General features: G+C 70.9%; 14 protein-coding genes and 2 pseudogenes. 7 read left to right on the top strand and 9 right to left on the bottom strand.

Features of this window, described 5'->3' with window-relative positions:
• Window positions 1-460: 460 nt before the first annotated feature.
• Window positions 461-883: pseudogene (locus tag KVT44_RS30430) on the bottom strand (GtrA family protein); the annotation flags it as partial.
• A gap of 224 nt (window positions 884-1,107) precedes the next feature.
• Window positions 1,108-1,740, bottom strand: coding sequence for a PepSY domain-containing protein (locus tag KVT44_RS30425; RefSeq protein ID WP_217570089.1), 633 nt, complete (start codon window positions 1,738-1,740; stop codon window positions 1,108-1,110).
• A gap of 136 nt (window positions 1,741-1,876) precedes the next feature.
• On the opposite strand from KVT44_RS30425, the gene KVT44_RS30420 reads away from it, so the two are divergent.
• The gene (locus KVT44_RS30420) at window positions 1,877-2,554 is read left to right on the top strand and encodes a response regulator transcription factor (RefSeq protein ID WP_190174861.1); all 678 of its coding nucleotides are present in this window, start codon (window positions 1,877-1,879) and stop codon (window positions 2,552-2,554) included.
• Entirely contained in the window at window positions 2,547-3,986 is a 1,440-nt protein-coding gene (locus tag KVT44_RS30415; protein ID WP_308314154.1) for an ATP-binding protein, read from the top strand. Before KVT44_RS30420 ends, KVT44_RS30415 begins: the two co-directional genes overlap by 8 nt.
• Before the next feature lie 270 nt (window positions 3,987-4,256).
• Here KVT44_RS30415 and KVT44_RS60640 read toward each other — a convergent pair.
• The 5 genes and pseudogenes from KVT44_RS60640 to KVT44_RS30390 all read right to left on the bottom strand — a co-directional run bounded on the left by KVT44_RS60640 (window position 4,257) and on the right by KVT44_RS30390 (window position 11,707).
• A pseudogene (locus tag KVT44_RS60640) lies at window positions 4,257-4,552 on the bottom strand (hypothetical protein).
• Window positions 4,553-4,932: 380 nt separating this feature from the next.
• Entirely contained in the window at window positions 4,933-7,251 is a 2,319-nt protein-coding gene (locus KVT44_RS30405; protein ID WP_217570087.1) for a peptidoglycan recognition protein, read from the bottom strand.
• A gap of 288 nt (window positions 7,252-7,539) precedes the next feature.
• Window positions 7,540-9,654 (bottom strand): transglycosylase domain-containing protein, encoded by a 2,115-nt coding sequence (locus tag KVT44_RS30400; RefSeq protein WP_217570085.1) that lies wholly within the window; start codon window positions 9,652-9,654, stop codon window positions 7,540-7,542.
• A gap of 490 nt (window positions 9,655-10,144) precedes the next feature.
• Complete coding sequence (locus KVT44_RS30395; protein ID WP_217570083.1) at window positions 10,145-10,939, bottom strand: hypothetical protein; 795 nt, start codon at window positions 10,937-10,939, stop codon at window positions 10,145-10,147.
• Window positions 10,940-11,212: 273 nt separating this feature from the next.
• Window positions 11,213-11,707, bottom strand: a complete 495-nt coding sequence (locus KVT44_RS30390; protein ID WP_190174865.1) for a DUF1877 family protein — start codon at window positions 11,705-11,707, stop codon at window positions 11,213-11,215.
• 168 nt (window positions 11,708-11,875) lie between these two features.
• Here KVT44_RS30390 and KVT44_RS30385 point away from each other — a divergent pair, with 168 nt between their 5' ends.
• From KVT44_RS30385 to KVT44_RS30375, 3 genes are all read left to right on the top strand, one after another.
• Window positions 11,876-12,325 carry a hypothetical protein gene (locus tag KVT44_RS30385; RefSeq protein WP_217570081.1) on the top strand — a complete coding sequence of 150 codons (450 nt, stop codon included), beginning with the start codon at window positions 11,876-11,878 and terminating at the stop codon, window positions 12,323-12,325.
• Between the two features lie 125 nt (window positions 12,326-12,450).
• Complete coding sequence (locus KVT44_RS30380; RefSeq protein WP_217570152.1) at window positions 12,451-13,083, top strand: RNA polymerase sigma factor; 633 nt, start codon at window positions 12,451-12,453, stop codon at window positions 13,081-13,083.
• 87 nt (window positions 13,084-13,170) lie between these two features.
• Complete coding sequence (locus KVT44_RS30375) at window positions 13,171-13,932, top strand: hypothetical protein (protein WP_254650058.1); 762 nt, start codon at window positions 13,171-13,173, stop codon at window positions 13,930-13,932.
• A gap of 250 nt (window positions 13,933-14,182) precedes the next feature.
• On the opposite strand, the gene KVT44_RS30370 is transcribed toward KVT44_RS30375, so the two are convergent.
• Window positions 14,183-14,770, bottom strand: a complete 588-nt coding sequence (locus KVT44_RS30370; protein WP_217570079.1) for a hypothetical protein — start codon at window positions 14,768-14,770, stop codon at window positions 14,183-14,185.
• Window positions 14,767-15,612, bottom strand: coding sequence for a helix-turn-helix transcriptional regulator (locus tag KVT44_RS30365; protein WP_217570077.1), 846 nt, complete (start codon window positions 15,610-15,612; stop codon window positions 14,767-14,769). The genes KVT44_RS30370 and KVT44_RS30365 overlap by 4 nt, the downstream gene beginning before the upstream one ends.
• A gap of 158 nt (window positions 15,613-15,770) precedes the next feature.
• Between KVT44_RS30365 and KVT44_RS30360 the strand changes: the two genes are divergently transcribed.
• Entirely contained in the window at window positions 15,771-16,307 is a 537-nt protein-coding gene (locus KVT44_RS30360) for a DUF4232 domain-containing protein (RefSeq protein WP_308314153.1), read from the top strand.
• A gap of 590 nt (window positions 16,308-16,897) precedes the next feature.
• A complete protein-coding gene (locus tag KVT44_RS30355; protein WP_217570075.1) occupies window positions 16,898-17,332 on the top strand; it encodes an STAS domain-containing protein in 435 nt (144 codons plus the stop codon).
• The last annotated feature ends 25 nt before the right edge of the window (window positions 17,333-17,357 follow it).

The following is a 17,357-nucleotide window of genomic DNA, read 5'->3' as shown; positions in this document are numbered from 1 at the left end:
CACGGCCACGCCGGACGACCTGGGAAACTCGGCGGGGGAGACCAGTCCAGCCTGCTGCTCGTCAAGGACGCGGTCGTGGCGGTGGCGGGTGACACGGCCTTCTTCGTACGTACGGACCGTCCCCTGACCCGGACGATCCCATCAGCGCAGAACCCGATTTCGCGCCCGCGCTCTGCTCACCGTTCCTCGACGCCGTGCCCGCAGCGTGCCCGTAAGAGCAGACAAGCACGGTCAACGGCAAGCTGAGAGGGCGAGTTCGATTCTCGTCACCCACTCCAATTTTGAGGCCCAGGTCGGATAGGTCGGGTCGTCGGCGATGGGGGTGAGGGACGTCCTTCTCGCGGGCCGTCAGTTGGTCGAAGAGCGCGCCCGCGGTGTCGTTGTGGGGCAGGGGTGCGATCCGGCCGGTACGACGTCCTTGATCCGGCGCCGCTATCCGGGTCCCGTCATGGGAGGAATCGGCGAAGACGAACAGCCGCAGCACCAGGAAACGTCCGGTTCCGGCAAGCCCGGCGGCGCTGAGGTAGACGGCCTGCTCGGAAAAGATCCCCGGCGACGGCCGCACCGTGTGCAGAACGGCCATCGCGGCGCAGGTCACCGCGTAGGCGGCAGCGGCCGACCCCGCGGACTGCCAGTGCCGGCGCCATCCGGCACGCTGCCCGGCCCCGAAGGTGAAGCGCGCGTGGAGCTCCGTACAGAGGACGGTGGAGGTGGCGGTTATCAGCGCGTTCGCCACCATCCAGGGCATCAGAGCGGCGCACAGTGATACAGCGGCACTGGACGCGACCCCGACACCGCCGCCACACAGGACGAAACGGGCGAAGGCGGTGGTGGGACCGGGAACGACCGGGATCCACCATGCGTCGTTCTGGTCGGTCGCCATCCGCACCGTACGTGGCGTGACCCGTGTGCCACACCGTGTTTCGCGCGCCGTCTCCGGCTTCGACGCGAGCGGCGACTTCATGGGTTTCCTTCCGGACGAGGTAGCTGTGAACCGCTGGGGCGGGCTGGGTCGGACCATGCCGCTGCGGGCTCACGGCGCCGAGGCGGTGCACCCCCGAGCCGAGGGTGGGCCGCGCCGCACCCTCGGCTCGGGGGCCTGGGCCGTCAGTTCGTCGTGTCCGAGGTGGCCGGCGCGACGGTGTTGCCGGTCACCGTGCCGGTGGCACCGTCGATGGTGACCAGGTGCAGGACGCCGTCGGTGCCCAGCACCTCGACCTCCCACGCGCTTCCGCCACCCTGCTCGGCGACCACGCGCAGCGCCTCCGTCTTGCCATCGGAAACCGCCTTGCCGGCCGCCTCGATCGCCGCCGCGGCCGAAACTGCCGGAAGCGGCGCGGGCGCGAGGGTCCCTGCAGCGCTCTGACCGTCCTGATCGCTCTGGCTGTTCTGGGTGCCCTGGCTGTTGCCGCCGAGCCTGGATTCGTCGTTCTGGCCGCCGCGACCGCCTCGTGCCTGCCCGTATGCGCCCTGCCGGTCGTCGCGGCCGTCCGCCCGCCTGTGCTCTGCCGCAAACCGGCCGTGGTCGCCCTTTTCACCGTGGTCGTGGTGGACGACCACAGCGGCGCCGGCCGCGGCCGCGGCCGCCAGGAGAACCGCGGCGCCGAGGACGGTCCCACGGCGACGGCTCACCCGGGGGAGGCGCGCCCGGAAGGTCTTGGCCGACTTGGCCGACTTCGGCAGCGCGACCGGTGAGTCCGGCGTCGACTCGGGCTGCTGCGGCGGTTCGGGTTGGGACATGCTCGGGCTCCTGATCGCCTCGACCGGCCCGGTGCCGGCGGCTGCGATCAGCTTGGAATGCCGTTGCTGAAGCCAGGCTGAAGGTGGCTGAAGGCGTCTTCAGGCACCTTCAGCCTGGCGTGCGAGGCTGTATGCCGTGCGCGTACTGGTGGTCGAGGACGAGAAGCGGCTGGCCGCCGCTCTGCAGCGAGGGCTCAGGGCCGAGGGGTTCACCGTCGATGTCGCCCACGACGGGAACCAGGGACTGTGGCTCGCCCTGGAGCACAGCTACGACGTGGTCGTGCTCGACATCATGCTGCCCGGCCTCAACGGCTACCGGGTCTGCGCCAGGCTGCGCTCGGCCGGGAGCGTCACACCGATCCTGATGCTCACTGCCAAGGACGGGGAGTACGACGAGGCCGAGGCGCTGGACACCGGTGCCGACGACTTCCTGTCCAAGCCGTTCTCCTACGTCGTCCTGGTCGCCCGGCTCCGCGCGCTCCACCGTCGTACCGGCCACCGGGTCCCTCCGACCATCCGGCTCGGTGACCTGGCGATCGATCCGGCCCGCCACACATGCGTCCGTGGCGGCACCGAAGTCCGGCTCACCGCACGGGAGTTCGCCATTCTGGAGTACCTGGCCCGCCGGTCCGGCGAGGTGGTGTCCAAGCGCGAGATCCTCGAACACGTCTGGGACTCGGCCTTCGAGGCGGACCCCAATCTCGTCGAGGTCCACGTCAGCGCCGTGCGCCGCAAGATCGACACCGCCTTCGGGCGCTGCGCCCTGGAGACCATCCGCGGCGCCGGATACCGGCTGGCGGCCGACGGTGGCTAGACGACTCGTCCCCAGCGCCGGCGAGATACCGGCAGCGATCCGGCGCCTGCGCTTCGCCGCCGTGAGGCTCGTACGACATCCGTGGCCGGGATCGGTGCGGGCCCGGGCGACGCTCGGGGCGACCGCGGTCGTCGCCCTCGCACTGACCGCAGCCTCCTTCGCGCTGTTCGCCATGCTGCACGCCGACCTCCAGCGCAATGCCAACGACGCAGCCACCGCGCAGGCGGACACTGTCGGTCAGCTGGCCGCCGAGGGCAAGCTGCCCGACCTGCTGCCTCTCACCCACGGCGCCGACTTCATCCAGGTCGTCGACAGCAGTGGGCGCGTGGTGGCCGCCAGCCAGAACCTCGTCGGCCGTCCGGCCGTCGCCGACCTGCGCCCCCATGAGGGCAGGCTGCGCGCCACCTGGTCCGGCGAACCATTCGGCGAAGGGCACCGCCAGCGGATCGTCGCCGTCACCGCCCAGACCCCCGGCGGCGCTGTCACCGTGTACGCGGGCACGTCGCTGCGGGACGCGGACGCGGCCGACGAGATCACCAAGGTCGCGCTGGGCATCGGCACACCGCTGCTGCTGGCCACGGTCGCCCTGGTCACCTGGTGGGTGACCGGCCGGGCCCTGCGTCCGGTGGAAGCCATCCGCTCCGAGGTCGCCGAGATCACCGGACGCGCTCTGCACCGCCGCGTCCCGGTACCGGCCGCCCAGGACGAAGTCGCCCGCCTCGCCCGCACCATGAACGCCACCCTCGACCGCCTGGAGGACGCCGTCGTCCGCCAGCGCCGGTTCATCGCCGACGCCTCGCACGAACTGCGCAGCCCCATCACCGTCCTGCGCACCCAGTTGGAGGTCGCCCTCGCCCATCCGGACCCGGCCCTGTGGCCTGACCTGGTCAGTGACGCCCTGGAGGACACCGTCCGGCTCCAGGACCTCGCCTCCGACCTGCTGCTCCTCGCCCGTCTGGATGCGGCCGAGCCGGTCAGCCGCATCCCTCTGGACATGGCCGAACTCTGCCGTACGACCGTTGCCGCGCGTCACGGCGACCGGCTCCCCATCGACACAAGGCTGCAACCCGGCCTCACCGTAGAGGGCAACCGCGGCTGGCTGGTCAGACTCCTCACCAACCTCCTCGACAACGCCCAACGGCATGCCGATCGCCGCATCGAACTGGTGCTGACCGCCGACCCGGACGCCGGCCTGGCCGTACTGGAGGTGACCGACGACGGACCCGGCATTCCCGATGCCGACCGTGAGCGGATCTTCGAGCGCTTCACCCGCCTGGACGACGCCCGCAGCCGGGACCTGGGCGGAGCCGGCCTCGGGCTGGCCATCGCCCGCGACATCGCCCATCAGCACCAGGGCACTCTCCGCGTCGAACCCCACCCGTACGGCGCCGGCATCGTCGCCCGCCTCCCGCTGTCGCCATCCGGGCCCTGAAGCGGACGCTCGGGTCCGACGGCGATCGCCGCATCCGCCCCGCGACTTCGGGTGCATCGCCGCCGTGACCGGACAGGCGCTCCAGTGGTAGGGGCCCGAAGCAGGTAAGTGACACCGGGATTCACGGCAGGCTCTGCGCTCACGCGAAGGCTCTTCCGAGGCCGTCCGCCCGATTCCGGTCAAGCGCGATGCTCCTGCGTGCCCGTCCTACGTCCACCGGTCTTCGCTCCTCGTGCCCAGAGCGTGCCCCAAGGTCGAATGGCGTTTTCGTCAGCCGCGGAGCAGTGGTCGTACGGCGCGGAAGTCGCGTCGATCGCGGGTGAGGATCGCGTCGGTGTCGTAGTCGGCGACCAGTGCCGCGGTCACCGCGCCGGATGTCGCCGACCGCACTGAGGGCGGCCTCTCCGGCCGAGCTCGCGCATGGCGACGTGATCGAGTTCGGCAGGCAGGAGTGGCGACATGACCCGGAGCCCCGCAGCCGTGATCGCCTCGTTCGCCGCCACGTGCTCCGGTGGGCGGAGTGAGGGCGCCAGGAGACCGGACGTGTCGGCGATGACGATGATCACGCGGCGGCTCCGGTATCCGTCTCGCGGCCGACCGCGTCCCGGACCTGTCTTCGACGGACGCGCGGCACGCCTATGCCTATGGCTCGGTCACGGTCAACATCACCTCTGACTGAGTCCTTCCACGTCCCGCCGAAGGGTTTCCGGGTCCTCGCGTCGCAGTGATCAGGCCAATGAACTGCAGCGGGCCGGCCCTCGACGCACGGGGTGGACTGCCTCAGTGGCAGGCTCGTCCGTCCGCCCGTGCCGCCCACGGCGTTGTTCGGTCCTCACCGTGAAGTCGGCCTTCACGACCGCGTATGCCGGATCGTGAAGGCCGATTTCGTGCTGGGAGACCGCATGCGCCGGTCAGCGTGGCGCGCTGCGTCTTCGCGGGGCTGGGGCTACTTGATGTAGACGAGGCTGTCGGTGGTGACGGTGGGACGGCCGCTGGTGCCGACCACGACGATCTTGATGGTGTGCTTGGCGCTGCTGGACCAGGTCTTGGTCCAGATCGCCTGCCGGTACAGGGTGGTGGAGGACTTCAGGTCGACGGTGGAGATCTTGGTGCCGTCGACGTAGATGTACGCCTGGCCGGAGCTGGCGGCGCGGGAGACCACCCAGGCGGCGGAGCGGCCGGTGAAGGTCCAGGTGAGGCTGGCGCCCTTGGAACCGCTGGAGTAGGACTGGCCGCCGAGGTAGCTGGTGGAGGAGCGGGTGGTCCAGCTGCCGGACTTCGTGGCGGCGGTCTCCTGCAGGATCACCGGGGTGTACGAGGGGGACGACGTGCGGTAGTTACCGGCGTAGTCGTAGGCCCGCATCGACCAGACGGTGGCGGCGCCGGACTTGGCGGTGCGGTTGGAGGTGGTGGTGGTCGGGCCGAAGGTGGCGGTGGTGGGGGACAGCAGCTTCACCTCGCGCAGGGCCTTGTCGTCGGTGGCCTTCCAGCCGAGCGTGACCGGGATGGCGCTGGTGCTGACGGTGCCGGAGCGCAGGGAAAGCTTCGGGTTGGTGGTGAAGGTCGGTGCGGTCGTCTCCGCGACGACCGTCAGCGCGGCACTGGTCGCGGTCTTGCCGGACTGGTGCACGGCCCGCACGGCGACGGTGTGGCTGCCCAGGGCCAGGGTGGCGCCGACGGAGGTGGCGGTACCGGAGGTGGTGGCGACGCTCTTGCCGTCGACCAGCAACTCGAACTTGGAGATCAACGACGCCGGTGTGGTGGCCGTCCAACGGACGGTGATGCCGCCCTTGGTGTAGTACGTCGAGCCCGAAAGGCCCGCGCCGTCGACCGAACTGACCTTCAGGCCCTGCACCGGGCCGGATGCCCAGGTGCGGATGGTCGGCAGCTGGTCGTAGAGCAGGCCGCCGGGGCACTCTGTGTTGTAGCCGTCCCGGTGGCCGGAGATCCGCTGGAAGGTGTACTTGCTGCCCGCGGTGAAGTCGGTGCTGAAGTAGTTGTGCTGGCTCGCGCCCGCGGTGAGCTGGGTGGTTCCGGCGGGATCGGCGCCGTACTGGCCGAGCTTCCAGGCCGCCAGGCGGGCGACTGATGCCAGCGTGGCGTTGGTGGCGCTGGTGGTGGTGTAGTCACCGAGCACCGCGACGCCCGCGGCCTCCCGGTTCCAGCCGTAGGTGTGTGCGCCGAACACCGGAAGGTCCACGCCGCCCTTGCGGCCCTCGAAGATGGTGCCGCATTTGTCGACGAGGAAGTTGTAGCCGATGTCCTTCCAGCCGCTGACCTGGACGTGGTACGCGTAGATGCTCCGGATGATCGACGGAGAGTCGGCGCAGGAGTAGTCGTTGGCCCCGTCGGTGTGGTGGACGAAGATCGCCTTCACGTCCGCGTTGTACTCCGGCGCCTCGGGGCTGATCGACTCGTCGGCGCCCCAGTCGGCGCGCGAGACGATCGGCGGTTCGGGCACGGTGGACGGCGGCGCCGAGGGCGGCGCGCTGGAGGACGTGCTCGGCGACGGCGACACGGAGTCCGTGGGGGACGCCGAGTCGGAGGGCGGGACGGAGTCCGTGGGGGACGCCGACGCGGAGGGCGGGACGGAGTCGGTGGCCGCCGGCGTGGTGTCCGTCGCAGCCGGGGACGTGGTGGTCTGGCCGTCCGTCGGCGCGGCGGTGGTGCCGTCGCTGGGCGCGGCGGAGTCGGTGGGCGCGGATGCCGTGGCGCCGGGACTCTCATCGGCGACGAACGCGGCGGGCTCGGCCGCGGTACCGCCGGCCTTGGTCTCGGCGTCGGTCACCACCCCCGGGTCGACCAGGTTGACCTCAAGGCCCTTGGGCAGAGCGGAGCTGCTGGTGCCGTTCTTGCGGATGACCTGCACCTGCATGCCGTCGGACGGGCCGACCCACAACGGCTCGGACGCTCCGCGCACTCCGACGCCGGGGTTCTCCAGCGGGTCGACGTTCAGTTCGAGGTCCTGCCAGGCGCTCCACTGGCCGGTGTCGAGGCTGCGGGTGCGTACCTGCGCCGTGCCGTCGAGCCGCTTGGCCGCCCCCGTCCAGGAGACGCCGAGCATCGAGAACTGCTCGGTGTCCGTGCGCGGCAGCTCCCGCTTGTCGCCTGTGCCGCCTTTCAGTGCGAGGTCGTACACCTTCGCCGGCCGCTTGGCCCGGCCGGCCGCGCCGGGATCGGAGGACGGGCTGGCGACGGCGTAGGTCACCACGCCCCCACCTCCGAGGACCACCGCACCGAGCGTCAGCCACGCCCGTCGTTTCATGCTCAGCGGTCTGTACACATGCGACGTACGACGACCCACCACGTATCCACCCCTAGAAGGCCCGGAAAGGCCACAGAAAAAAGTCACACGAGGCACACCTGTCACACAGGCGCCCGCCCTCTACAGCGCGCCGCGTCCGACGAACATCACGGGGCGACAGACCTCGGTGATGCAGATCACTGCGATGGCGATGTGTCATGCGTGGACGTTGGCCATCCCCTTGGCTGTCCGGCGCCGGAAGCGCGGGCGATCGGCTGATGCCTCCTGCCGTGGCCGGTGTTGTCGCGGTCAACGGCACTTGTGGCGGTGGCACTTGGAACCGGTTGCTGGGGCGCCCGGTGTGGGGGCGGCAGTGGTGGTCGTCCTCTTGCCGGTCTTGCCGGTCTTGCCGCCCCGCTTGGTGGGGGCCGCGGACGGGGAGGGCGTGGGAGCGCCGGGCTCGTCGGTGCCGCGGCCGAGGGGGGCGGGCGCGGGGAAAGGGGCGTCGGGCAGGCCGGCGAGGGCGTCGCGCATGTACTGGGTCCAGATCTCGGTGGGGATGTCGCCGCCGAACACCTTCTGGAGGCCACCGACGCCTGCCAGGGACTGCAGCTGTGGGTGGTTCGAGTCCTCTCGGAAGAGGACGACAGAGGTGGCGAGTTGCGGGGTGTAGCCGATGAACCAGGCGGAACGGTAGTCGTCGGTGGTTCCGGTCTTGCCCGCCGCGGTCCTGCCGAGAGCCTGGGCCTTGGTGCCGGTGCCCCGGGCGATGACGCCCCGGAGCACGTCGGTCACGTTGCCGGCGACCGCCGCCGGCAGGGCCCGCACGGGGGCGGGGGCGGAGAAGCCGGCCAGTGCCGAGCCGTTGTGGGTGACCTTCGTCACCGAGTACGGGGTGGCCTGCATCCCGTCGGCGGCAAAAGTCGCGTACACGCCTGCCATGCGAATGGCGCTCGGTGTGGAGGTGCCGATGTAGAAGCCGGCGCTGGGGGCGGCGAGGCTGCCCGGGCGCAGGCCGAGAGTTTGTGCCGTCCTCGCCACGTTCCCGTAGCCGACGTCCTCTCCCAGTTGCACGTACGGCGTGTTGACCGACTGCTCCATGGCCTTGCGCAGAGAGATGTAGCCCCAGCGCTGGGGGGTGTCGTTGTGCTGGTGGAGGAGCCCGGTGGGGTCCTTGGGATCGGCGACGTCGTTGCCCTGCTGGTCCTTGATCTTGATGCCGTCGTCACCGTTGAACCTGCCGGCCGGGGTGATCGGCTCCGGTGACTTGCCGGGCTGCAGTACCGCTCCGTGCTGGAGTGCGGCGGCGAGGACGATGGGCTTGAAGGTCGATCCCACCGGGACGCCGGAGGTGTCGGCGTTGTCCGAGTAGTGGGCGTGGTCGAAGCCGGGGCCGCCGTAGACGGCGAGGATCCTGCCGGTCGTGGGTTCCACCGAGGCGGCTCCGACCTGGACGTCCCGGTCGACCGGCCGGTGGGCGGGGTCGAGGCGTTGCCCCCGCACCGTGGCGACAGCCCTCGTCAGTTCCGCCGTCTTCTTCCTGTCGAAGGTGGTGTGGATCTGGTAGCCGCCCCTGCTCAGGCCGCTGTCGGTGATGGTCGGGTCGTGTGTCTCGGCATACGACCTGGCGAGTTGGACCAGGTAGCCGGTCTCGCCCGTGAGCCCTGAACCGCGGGTCCACTTCCTGGGTGTGGGGAAACCGGCGGCCGCGTACCGTGCCCGCTGCCCGGGTGTCAGCTTGCCGGTCTTCACCATCCGGTCGAGCACCCAGGACCAGCGTGCTTCCGCCTTTGCCCTGGCCGCGGGATCGGAGTCCGCGTACTGGAAGAGGCTCGGCTCGTTGACCGCCGCGGCGAGGAAGGCTCCCTGGCTCGCGTCGAGCCTCTCCACCGGGAGGCCGTAGTACATACGCGCCGCGGCCTGGATGCCGTTGGCCTGACGACCGAAGAAGCAGGTGTTCAGATACCCCTGGAGGATCTGCTCCTTGGTCATCCCGGCGCCGATCTTGGTGGAGATCAGCAGTTCCTTGAACTTGCGTGAGACCGTCTGCGACTGGTCCAGGTAGGTGTTCTTGACGAACTGCTGGGTGATCGTCGAGCCGGACTGGACGGAGCCGCCCGCGGCCATGTGGACGACGGCGCGGAGGATTCCCTTCGGGTCGATGCCCGGGTCGGTGTAGAAGGAGGCGTTCTCCGCGGCGATGAAGTCCCACCGCACGTCGGCGGGTACCTGTGAGAGCGACACGTTCTGCCGGTTGACGCTGCCGTCGGTCGCCAGGACCGTGCCGTCCGACCAGTAGTAGACGTTGTTCTGCAGCAGTGTCGTGGGATTGGGGTCGGGGATGGTGACCGTGGCGTAGGCATAGCCGACGGCCGCTGCCGTGCCGCCGAAGAAGAACAGGAAGAGCGCCAGCAGGTGGCGCACCGACGGCAGCCAGCGGCGCGGGCCCGTCCTGCCTCGGCGCGGGTAGTCGATCCAGCCTTTCTTCTGTGGCGCCCTTCTCCGGGCACGGCGTGGCATGTCCGGTCGGGGGGCCTGGTCACGATGTGCGGCCCGGTGGCCCGTGGCGCGGTCACCTTCGGCACGCGTGCCGCCGACGGAGCGCTGCGGCGGTCGGCGCCTGTGTCCGCTCATGGGCTCTGATCACTGTCCTCTCAGTACAACTGCGGTGTCTTGGACGGTCCGGGCTGCCGGAAACCGGGGTAGGGGGAGGGCTGCGGGAGGCCGTCGTACAGTGCCGGCTGCCGGAGGTCATCAGCGGCAGGCTCCACAGCGGGCCGGGGCGTTCTCCGTCCGGGCGGAACGCGCACGCTCAGCAGCAGCCAGTGGGTTCGGGGCGTGATCCGGCAGGTGCGGTTGCGGCGGCGAGCAGGAGCGTTGCGGCGTCGGCGATCGGTCACATCAAGGCCTTGGATCACTTCACGGGATGGTGGGACGAGCCGTTGGCACGACCCTTGCGGGTGAGGGTGGAGATGGGGGCGGGAGCGGCGGTCGAGGTCGGGGACGTGATCCTGGTGGGCGCTGCGGTGGGCCCGGACGTGGCCGCGGGAGCGGTGGAGGCGGCCGACCGGTCGGTGGGACCGGGGGTCTTCTGCACCGCGGGGCCGGAGTTCCGCTGCCCTGCGGTGGGACTCGCGGTCCCTGCGGAGCGGCCCGTGCCGGGCGGGGCGTCGGGCGCGGTCGCGCGGGGCGTGGTCGGGTGCGTGGAGTCCGGCTGCGGGACGAACGGAGAACTGATGCCGGGTCCGCCCAGCATCGTGCTGATCAGCAGGGCGACGTAGCCGCCGGCGGGGATCACCAGCAGCCGGGCGGCGCGGAGCACGCGGCGCCGGCGTCGCCCCGAGGAGTCGACGAAGACGGGCCGCACCGACTCGTTCGCCGGCGTCTCCGGTTCCGGTACGGGGGCGCCGGTGTCGAACTCCGGGGGCGGCACGGTGAGGACGTCACCGTGGGGAGAGTCCCACGCCGTCGTGGCGGGGTACGGTCCGGCCACGTAGGGATGTGTTCCGGTGGCGTGGGGGTCCGTCCCCGTCGCATGGGTGCTGTACTCCGAGTGCGTCCACTGCGCGAGTTCCACCGAGTCCCAGGACATCGTGCCCGTGTCCGTGCCGACGCTGCCGCCGTACTCGTAGCCGTAGGCATACGCGTGCCCGGCATCGCCGTACGGATCCTCGCCGTACGCCCCGCGGCTTTCGTCCGTCCGCTGCACGAGTCGTGCCCCCTGTCCTGGCCGACCGACGCGGTCGTCCGCATGGAAAGAGCGCACTCGGCCGGAAGTGTTACACCTCGGCCTCGCCGTACGTACCTGCTCGACCGCAAGGAACGAGCCGGACGAAGGGTGAGCAACCATGACGATGGCTTGCCTGGGGCCCGCGTGCGGGAGAACGGCCGGCGGGGAGCAAGCGTGCCGTTCGCCCTCAACGAGGCGGACACGCGGCGCCTCTGTCGGCCGCAGATTCCTGACCCGCGCCCTACGCGCGCCTCAGGTCGGCAGCCACTTCACCACCGCGTCCCCGCACTCGGCCGTCTGTGCGTAGAACGCCCTCAACTCCTGGTGCGCCACCGCGAACGCGTACCACGTCTCGCGCTCCGCGGTCACGCCGCCGTAGCGCGGCAGCAGTTCGGCGCGGGCGAAATCCCACAGCGCGTCGAAGTCGGCCATCGCCAGGAACCTGGCCACCCGGCGGGCCTGGGCCGCCGTCAGCACCAGGAACGGCGGCTTGTGCCGGTCGGCGCGGAACACCGGCCGGCCACCGAGCACCACCTGGGTCTGTGGCCGGTCTTCGGCACGACGCGGGGAAGCGCCGGCGTAGATGCGTTCCTGGTCCAGATAACGCTTGTCCAGCTCCTCTTCACGGTGCCGGCCGACCCGGCGTCGGACGGTCTCCGAGTCATCCTCGAAGAGCCGTTCGAGCCAGGTCGTACTGTTGCGCAACGCGGGGGGCGGCACCGCTCGCAGACGGAGGTACGTACTCATGCCAGAGGGAGCGCACGGGGACGCCGAAGCATTACGCGACCCGACGGACCCCGTTCGGGGGAAGACACCTCGACCGTCGTGCGCGCGGGGGTGGGGCGGCACCGCGCCGGTTGCCGGGTCCCCCGGAACCGCGTAACAGATCGACCGCCGACCTCGCTCTCTTCGTATGTGACGACAGATCAGGAAACGAGACCCCATGCGGCGGCCAGGCCCGTGCGGTGGGCGGCGGACACGGTGGCGACGATGCGGGAGGGGGCACGGCTGCGCCTCGACTACTCGGCATCCAGCCTGTGGCGCGTCGACCGGATGATCGACGACCTGCAGCGGGAGGACACACCGTACGCCGCCGTGGAGAGCGTGCTGCGCGGCTTCGGGGCGTATACGGGTGAGGTCATCGTCCGCCAAACGGGCGCAGAGTGGTGGGAGGCGGACGGCCACCACTGGATCCGCACGGCCGAGGGACGGCTGTGGGATCCCATCGACGAGGCCCGCCGCCGCTTCGCCGGACACGGCTCACTGCGGCTGCTGTGCCGCGACGCGACGGCGGGCACACCCGGACCCCGGGATCGGCGGCCGCGGCAAGGTCCGTCCGGGGATGCGGCGCCGGCGACGACGTGAAGGGGCGCCCAGGCGTTGTGACACTTCTGTGAGGACAGACGCTGATCACCATGGGGCCGTCGATGCGACCGGAGCACGGCGGACGGCACGCACTCGCCATGAACCCGGTACGAACGAGGACAGCCTTGGGCCAGGTACGGCAACCCCGACGCGTACAGGCGTACGACGGGGAACTGGGCGCGGCGGTCGCGCAGGCCCAGGACGGCGACGAGGCCGCCTTCGCGGTCGCGTACCGGATCGTGCAGCCGGGCCTGCTCGGCTATCTGCGCGGCCTGGTCGGCGACGACGCGGAGGACGTGGCCTCCGACGCCTGGCTGGAGATCGCCCGTGACCTCGGCCGTTTCAAGGGGGACGGGGCCGGGTTCCGCGGCTGGACCTCGACCATCGCCCGGCACCGGGCGCTGGACCATCTGCGCCGCCAGCGCGTACGGCCCCGGGCAGGAGGGACCGAACAGGACGTACTGGACCTGCCCAGTCGGCACAGCACCCATGAAGAGGCCCTGGAGTCCCTGTCCACCGAGCGGGCGCTGGAACTGGTCCGCGGGCTGCCGCGAGACCAGGCCGAGGCCGTGCTCCTGCGGGTCGTCGTCGGCCTGGACGGTCCCGCCGCCGCACGCGTCCTCGGCAAGCGCCCGGGAGCGGTGCGCACTGCCGCCCACCGGGGCCTGAAACGCCTCGCCCGCCAGCTGGGCGTCGTCGGTGAATCGGACAGGGGTGTGACGAATGAGGCTTCCCCAACGCTGGGGGAGTCGAAATGAACGACGCCGGCGACAGTGACCGACTGACAGGCATCAGGACCGGAACGCCGAACGAATCGAAACGGTCGAACAGGAACGGAAGCGGACATGGGTGAACGGCTGGGCGGCGACGGAGTTCCGGGCCGTCGACGTGTGCACCCTGGCGGCGCCGCGTCCGACCTGTGGGAGGTGCGTGACGCCGCCACGCTGGAAACGGAGCTGGGCGCCGTCCTACGCGGAGGCCATCTCGACCCCGAGGCCGAGCAGCGGGCCCTGACCGCCTTCCGGGCCGCCCATGACGCAGGCGCGCACCGGGCGCGTACCCGGCGCCGGGACGACTGGCGGCTGCCCGCGGAGCGGCGTGCCAGGCGTCCTGTGAAGATGACGCTCGGCATAGTGTTCGCGAGCCTCACGCTGGGTGGCGTCGCGGTCGCGGCCATCGGTTCCGTCGGCTCGTCCACGGACGGTGACGGTGCCGGGCGGGGGACCGCGCACCCGTCGGCGGTCGCCCCGGACCAGCCGGGCGGTGAGGCCTCGTCGGCGTCCTCCGGCGTCCCCGGACCGACGGACGGCCCGGCCACCGCCCAGGACACCGAAGCCCACTGCCGCGCCTATGAGCAGGTCAAGGATCGCGGCAAGGCGCTCGACTCGCGGGCCTGGCAGCGACTCGTCACGGCCGCCGGCGGGAAGGACAAGGTCGCCGCGTACTGCTCCGAGCAGCTGGCGCGGGCGACAGCCGCGCCGAGCAGGACCGCCGGCAACGGCAAGGCGGGGAGCGCCGGCGCCTCCGGCAACAACTCCGGCGGCACGGGCAACGCGGCCGGCAACGGCCAGGGAAGCGGCACGAAGGGCAGCGGGAAGCACAAGTAGCCCCCGCCGTGCCCCATCCGCGCCCGTAAGGGCGGACAACCACGGTCACCAGCGGTGCGATCAGGCCGGCGCAACGGCGTCGGCACAACGAACACACGCTGGTCCGCCGCCGAGCAGCCGGCAAGCGCCGTCGCTTCTCAAGCCGAACGTGCGAGTTCGAACAATCGTCGTGGTCCGCCAGTTGAGGCCCGGAGCCGCCGCCGTCGATGCTTTGGCCCAGAACATGTCCTCGGTGTCGGGACCCTGGAGATCAGTTCTCCGCCACGCTGTACCACTCGGTGCCGCCGACCAGGTACTCGTAGACGGGACGGCCCCGACTGCCGCTGGTGCGGAACGGTATTCCGTGGTCGTCGATCCGTGTGGTTCCCTGACGGCCGCCGCTGGACCACTGCAGCTCCACGTACCAGTTCACATCGTGGGCACTGGCATGGGCGGTGATGTACAGCACCTCGGGATCGGACTGGCTGACCTTGTAGGGGAGACCGCGCTGGCCGGCCTTCGGCACGATGGTGGGGTGACCGGCGTCGAGGTCCGTGTCGAACGACCTCGTCTCCACGCCTCCGCCGCAGCCCGACGACCCCAGGTACGCGTTCCAGGCCGGGGGCGTGCTCGAGTTGACCACGCGGACGTGCAGGGACTCGATGACGACGGTTTCGTCCCCGGTGCCCTGGACGGTCAGCGCCACCCGCTGCCCGTCGGCGGCGATGGCGCCGTGCGCCTTCACCCAGCCCGGCACGTCCTGCCCCATCACTGGTGGCGAGACTTCGCCGGGAGGCCGGTTGATCAGGTACTTCGCCTCGCACTGCGGGTCGTCCCAGGCATAGGTGCGGGTGCTCACCGTGAGCGGGACCTCATCGCCGTCCTGGGCGCGGCCCGTGTCAGTGCTGTGTGCCGACGGCTCGGCGTCGGGCGTTCTGGGGGTTGGGGCCGAGGAGCGGCTCGGACGCGCGGAGGGGGACATGGACGCCGATGGGTGCAGCGTGGAGCGGCGGAGGTGGGCTGTCCGGAGGAGGTCACGGTGTCGGCCGGCCGGCCGTTCTCCGCCAGGTCCGTCCCCCCGCCCTTCAGGTCGGCCGTGAGCGCGGTGGACACGGCGACAACGACGGCGGTACTCGCCGCGACAAGGGCCCACCGCCTGCGGGCGGTCCGGAGGAGCGTCGGCGTGCGGCGAGCGAGGACAGCCGTCCCCGGCGACGGTTCGACGACGGACCCGGGAGGGTCCCCCGGCTCGCTCATGGATGTGGGCGCAGTTGCGGACGCGGTCGGCTGCGCGGGTGCGGGCGGGGGCGCGGTGTCCGACACGGCCTCCGGCTGGGGTTGGTCTGTGCGTCCCTGCGCGGAGCACGGCTCCTGGCCCGGGCCGGACGTGGACGCTCCGGCCCGGTCCGCGCGGTCCGGTTCCGAATCCGCTGCGGCCCGCCGGGCGCGTTCCCGCGCTGCGTCCGCCAGGACCCAGCGCCGGTGTAACTCGACCAGTTCCTCGGGAGTCGCCTTGCACACCCGGGCGAAGCGGGAGACGGCCGCGTGGTCGGCCGGCACTCCTTCCCCCTTGCAGTACCGGTGCAGCGTCGAGGTGCTCATGTGCGCCCGCTTCGCCAGAGCCTCGTAACTCAGCCCGGATCGCTGCTTCAACTCGCGCAGCAGCGCCGCGAAATCAGCAGTCTCCTCAGCCGCCCCCACCGGTACTCCATTCCGTTCGGCTTCCCAGGAAGGTCACGTTTCTCCAGTTCAGAGCCGGTACGCGCATCCCAGCGTCCCGAAATTCCCGATGGAACGGCGGATGGGACGCCGCAGGGCACAGGCTTGGGCCATCCAAGCACGGCGCCTCGCCGGACACGGTGATCGGCCCTGCTCAACTCCGCTTTCACGGCCCGCGCTTCCGGCGCGCCCACCCGCACCCCACGCAGCACGACCAAGACAAGACCGCCTCCGCCGCCGGCACGAAGGCGTCCTCGGTCGTCACCTGCACGACGGCGAACACCAAGCTGACCGTCACCGAGGTGTCCCGCCCGATCAACCACCTGCTGCTCAAGGCCACCAACACCGGCAGCAAGCCCTGCTACGCCTACAGTGCCCCCTTCCTGAGGGCCGGCGCCGACGCCCAGGCCCCGCTGCCGTGGGCTGAGGAGACCATTCCGCAGGCCGTGCTGGTGCTCGAGCCCGGCCGGTCCGCGTACGCGGGCATCACGACGTACTCCCCCGACGGCGAAGGGGGCGGCGAGGAGAAGACCCTGGGCGTGTTCTTCACCGACAAGAAGGGCAGCGCGACCAACAAGGAGAAGACTCTGAAGCTGCCGAACGGCGGTGTCTTCTTCAACAGCGCTGCCACCGTCACCTACTGGCAGGACAACGCGGCGGACGCCCTCTCCTGGTAGCCGCCCTGGCGTCCCACGACACAGCCTCTGTCCGGCCGCACCGGGCCTCCCGTCTTCACCGGGGGGCGCGGTGCCGTCGGTGGCGGTACCGCGGGCGTCACCGACGCCGTGGCCCTGGGAGCGGAGCCGGATGCATTCGCGTGTCCGGATCGTACGAAGGCGACCGCGGCACGTGCACGCACGGTGCGGTGCTCACCGGGTTCGGATCTCTGCGAGGTTGAACTCCCAAATACCTTGCGGTGCAAGGGACATGCGCACGCCACCACGCCTCGATACCGTCCACATGCTGGGAATGGGCCATTTCAGCCGTCCGTCGCGCCGGGCGAGGACTAGGCTGCTCCACAGACGTCCCAGACCCCGGCGGCATGTCGTTGCCGAGCACAGATCGCCGCGGGGAGCGGGCCCTTCGCCCGTCGCCCGGCGCATCCCTGGAGGGAACCGGGTGGGTCCGCAGTCCTGCCGCGCAGGCCGGCCAGTCGGCCGTTGCCCGACCTCCGCCGAATGTTCTCCGCTGCCGGAAGTGGGCCGACGGTGCCGGGATCCCGGCACCACCGAGTCCCCTGCCGGGCGGTCTTCCGAACCGAGGCGTCATGCCCCTTCCGCCGCTCACCATCTACCGTCACGACCGAAGAAAACGGGCACTGATCACGCCGGCCGGTGAGATCGACCTGGACACGGTGCCCCTGGTGCGCGCTTCACTGGAACGGTGTCTGCGCGACGGCATCCGCACCATCGACGTCGACCTCACCCTCGTCACCTTCTGCGACTGCAGCGGCCTCAACGCCTTCCTCCACGCCTCACAGCGCATCACCGCGGCCGGGGGGACGCTGCGACTGCACCATCCGCCGCGGACACTGGCCCTCATGCTCGACATCGCCGGCTGCGAATTCCTGTTCCTGGGGGTCCCGTTCGGGCAACTGTCGCCACCTCCCGGGTACGCCCCGGTCACGACCGCTCCCGTCCCGCCGCATCGGTCTGTTCCGTCTGTGCCTCCTGTACCGGTCCTGTCGGGCGGTGCGGTGTGATGAATCGGCCCCATCAGAGACGGTC

This window comes from Streptomyces sp. GbtcB7 (genome assembly GCF_019091445.1).
Classification (GTDB): domain Bacteria; phylum Actinomycetota; class Actinomycetes; order Streptomycetales; family Streptomycetaceae; genus Streptomyces; species Streptomyces mirabilis.
Note: the sequence above shows the minus strand (reverse complement) of the source record. Positions and strands in the feature narration are given on the sequence as shown.

What these genes read in the sequence shown, in the direction of transcription:
- KVT44_RS30425 (WP_217570089.1), bottom strand. Translation starts at nt 1,740, where the DNA reads ATGTCCCAACCCGAACCGCCGCAGCAGCCCGAGTCGACGCCGGACTCA.
- KVT44_RS30355 (WP_217570075.1), top strand. Translation starts at nt 16,898, where the DNA reads ATGCCCCTTCCGCCGCTCACCATCTACCGTCACGACCGAAGAAAACGG.
- KVT44_RS30390 (WP_190174865.1), bottom strand. Translation starts at nt 11,707, where the DNA reads ATGAGTACGTACCTCCGTCTGCGAGCGGTGCCGCCCCCCGCGTTGCGC.
- KVT44_RS30405 (WP_217570087.1), bottom strand. Translation starts at nt 7,251, where the DNA reads ATGAAACGACGGGCGTGGCTGACGCTCGGTGCGGTGGTCCTCGGAGGT.
- KVT44_RS30375 (WP_254650058.1), top strand. Translation starts at nt 13,171, where the DNA reads ATGGGTGAACGGCTGGGCGGCGACGGAGTTCCGGGCCGTCGACGTGTG.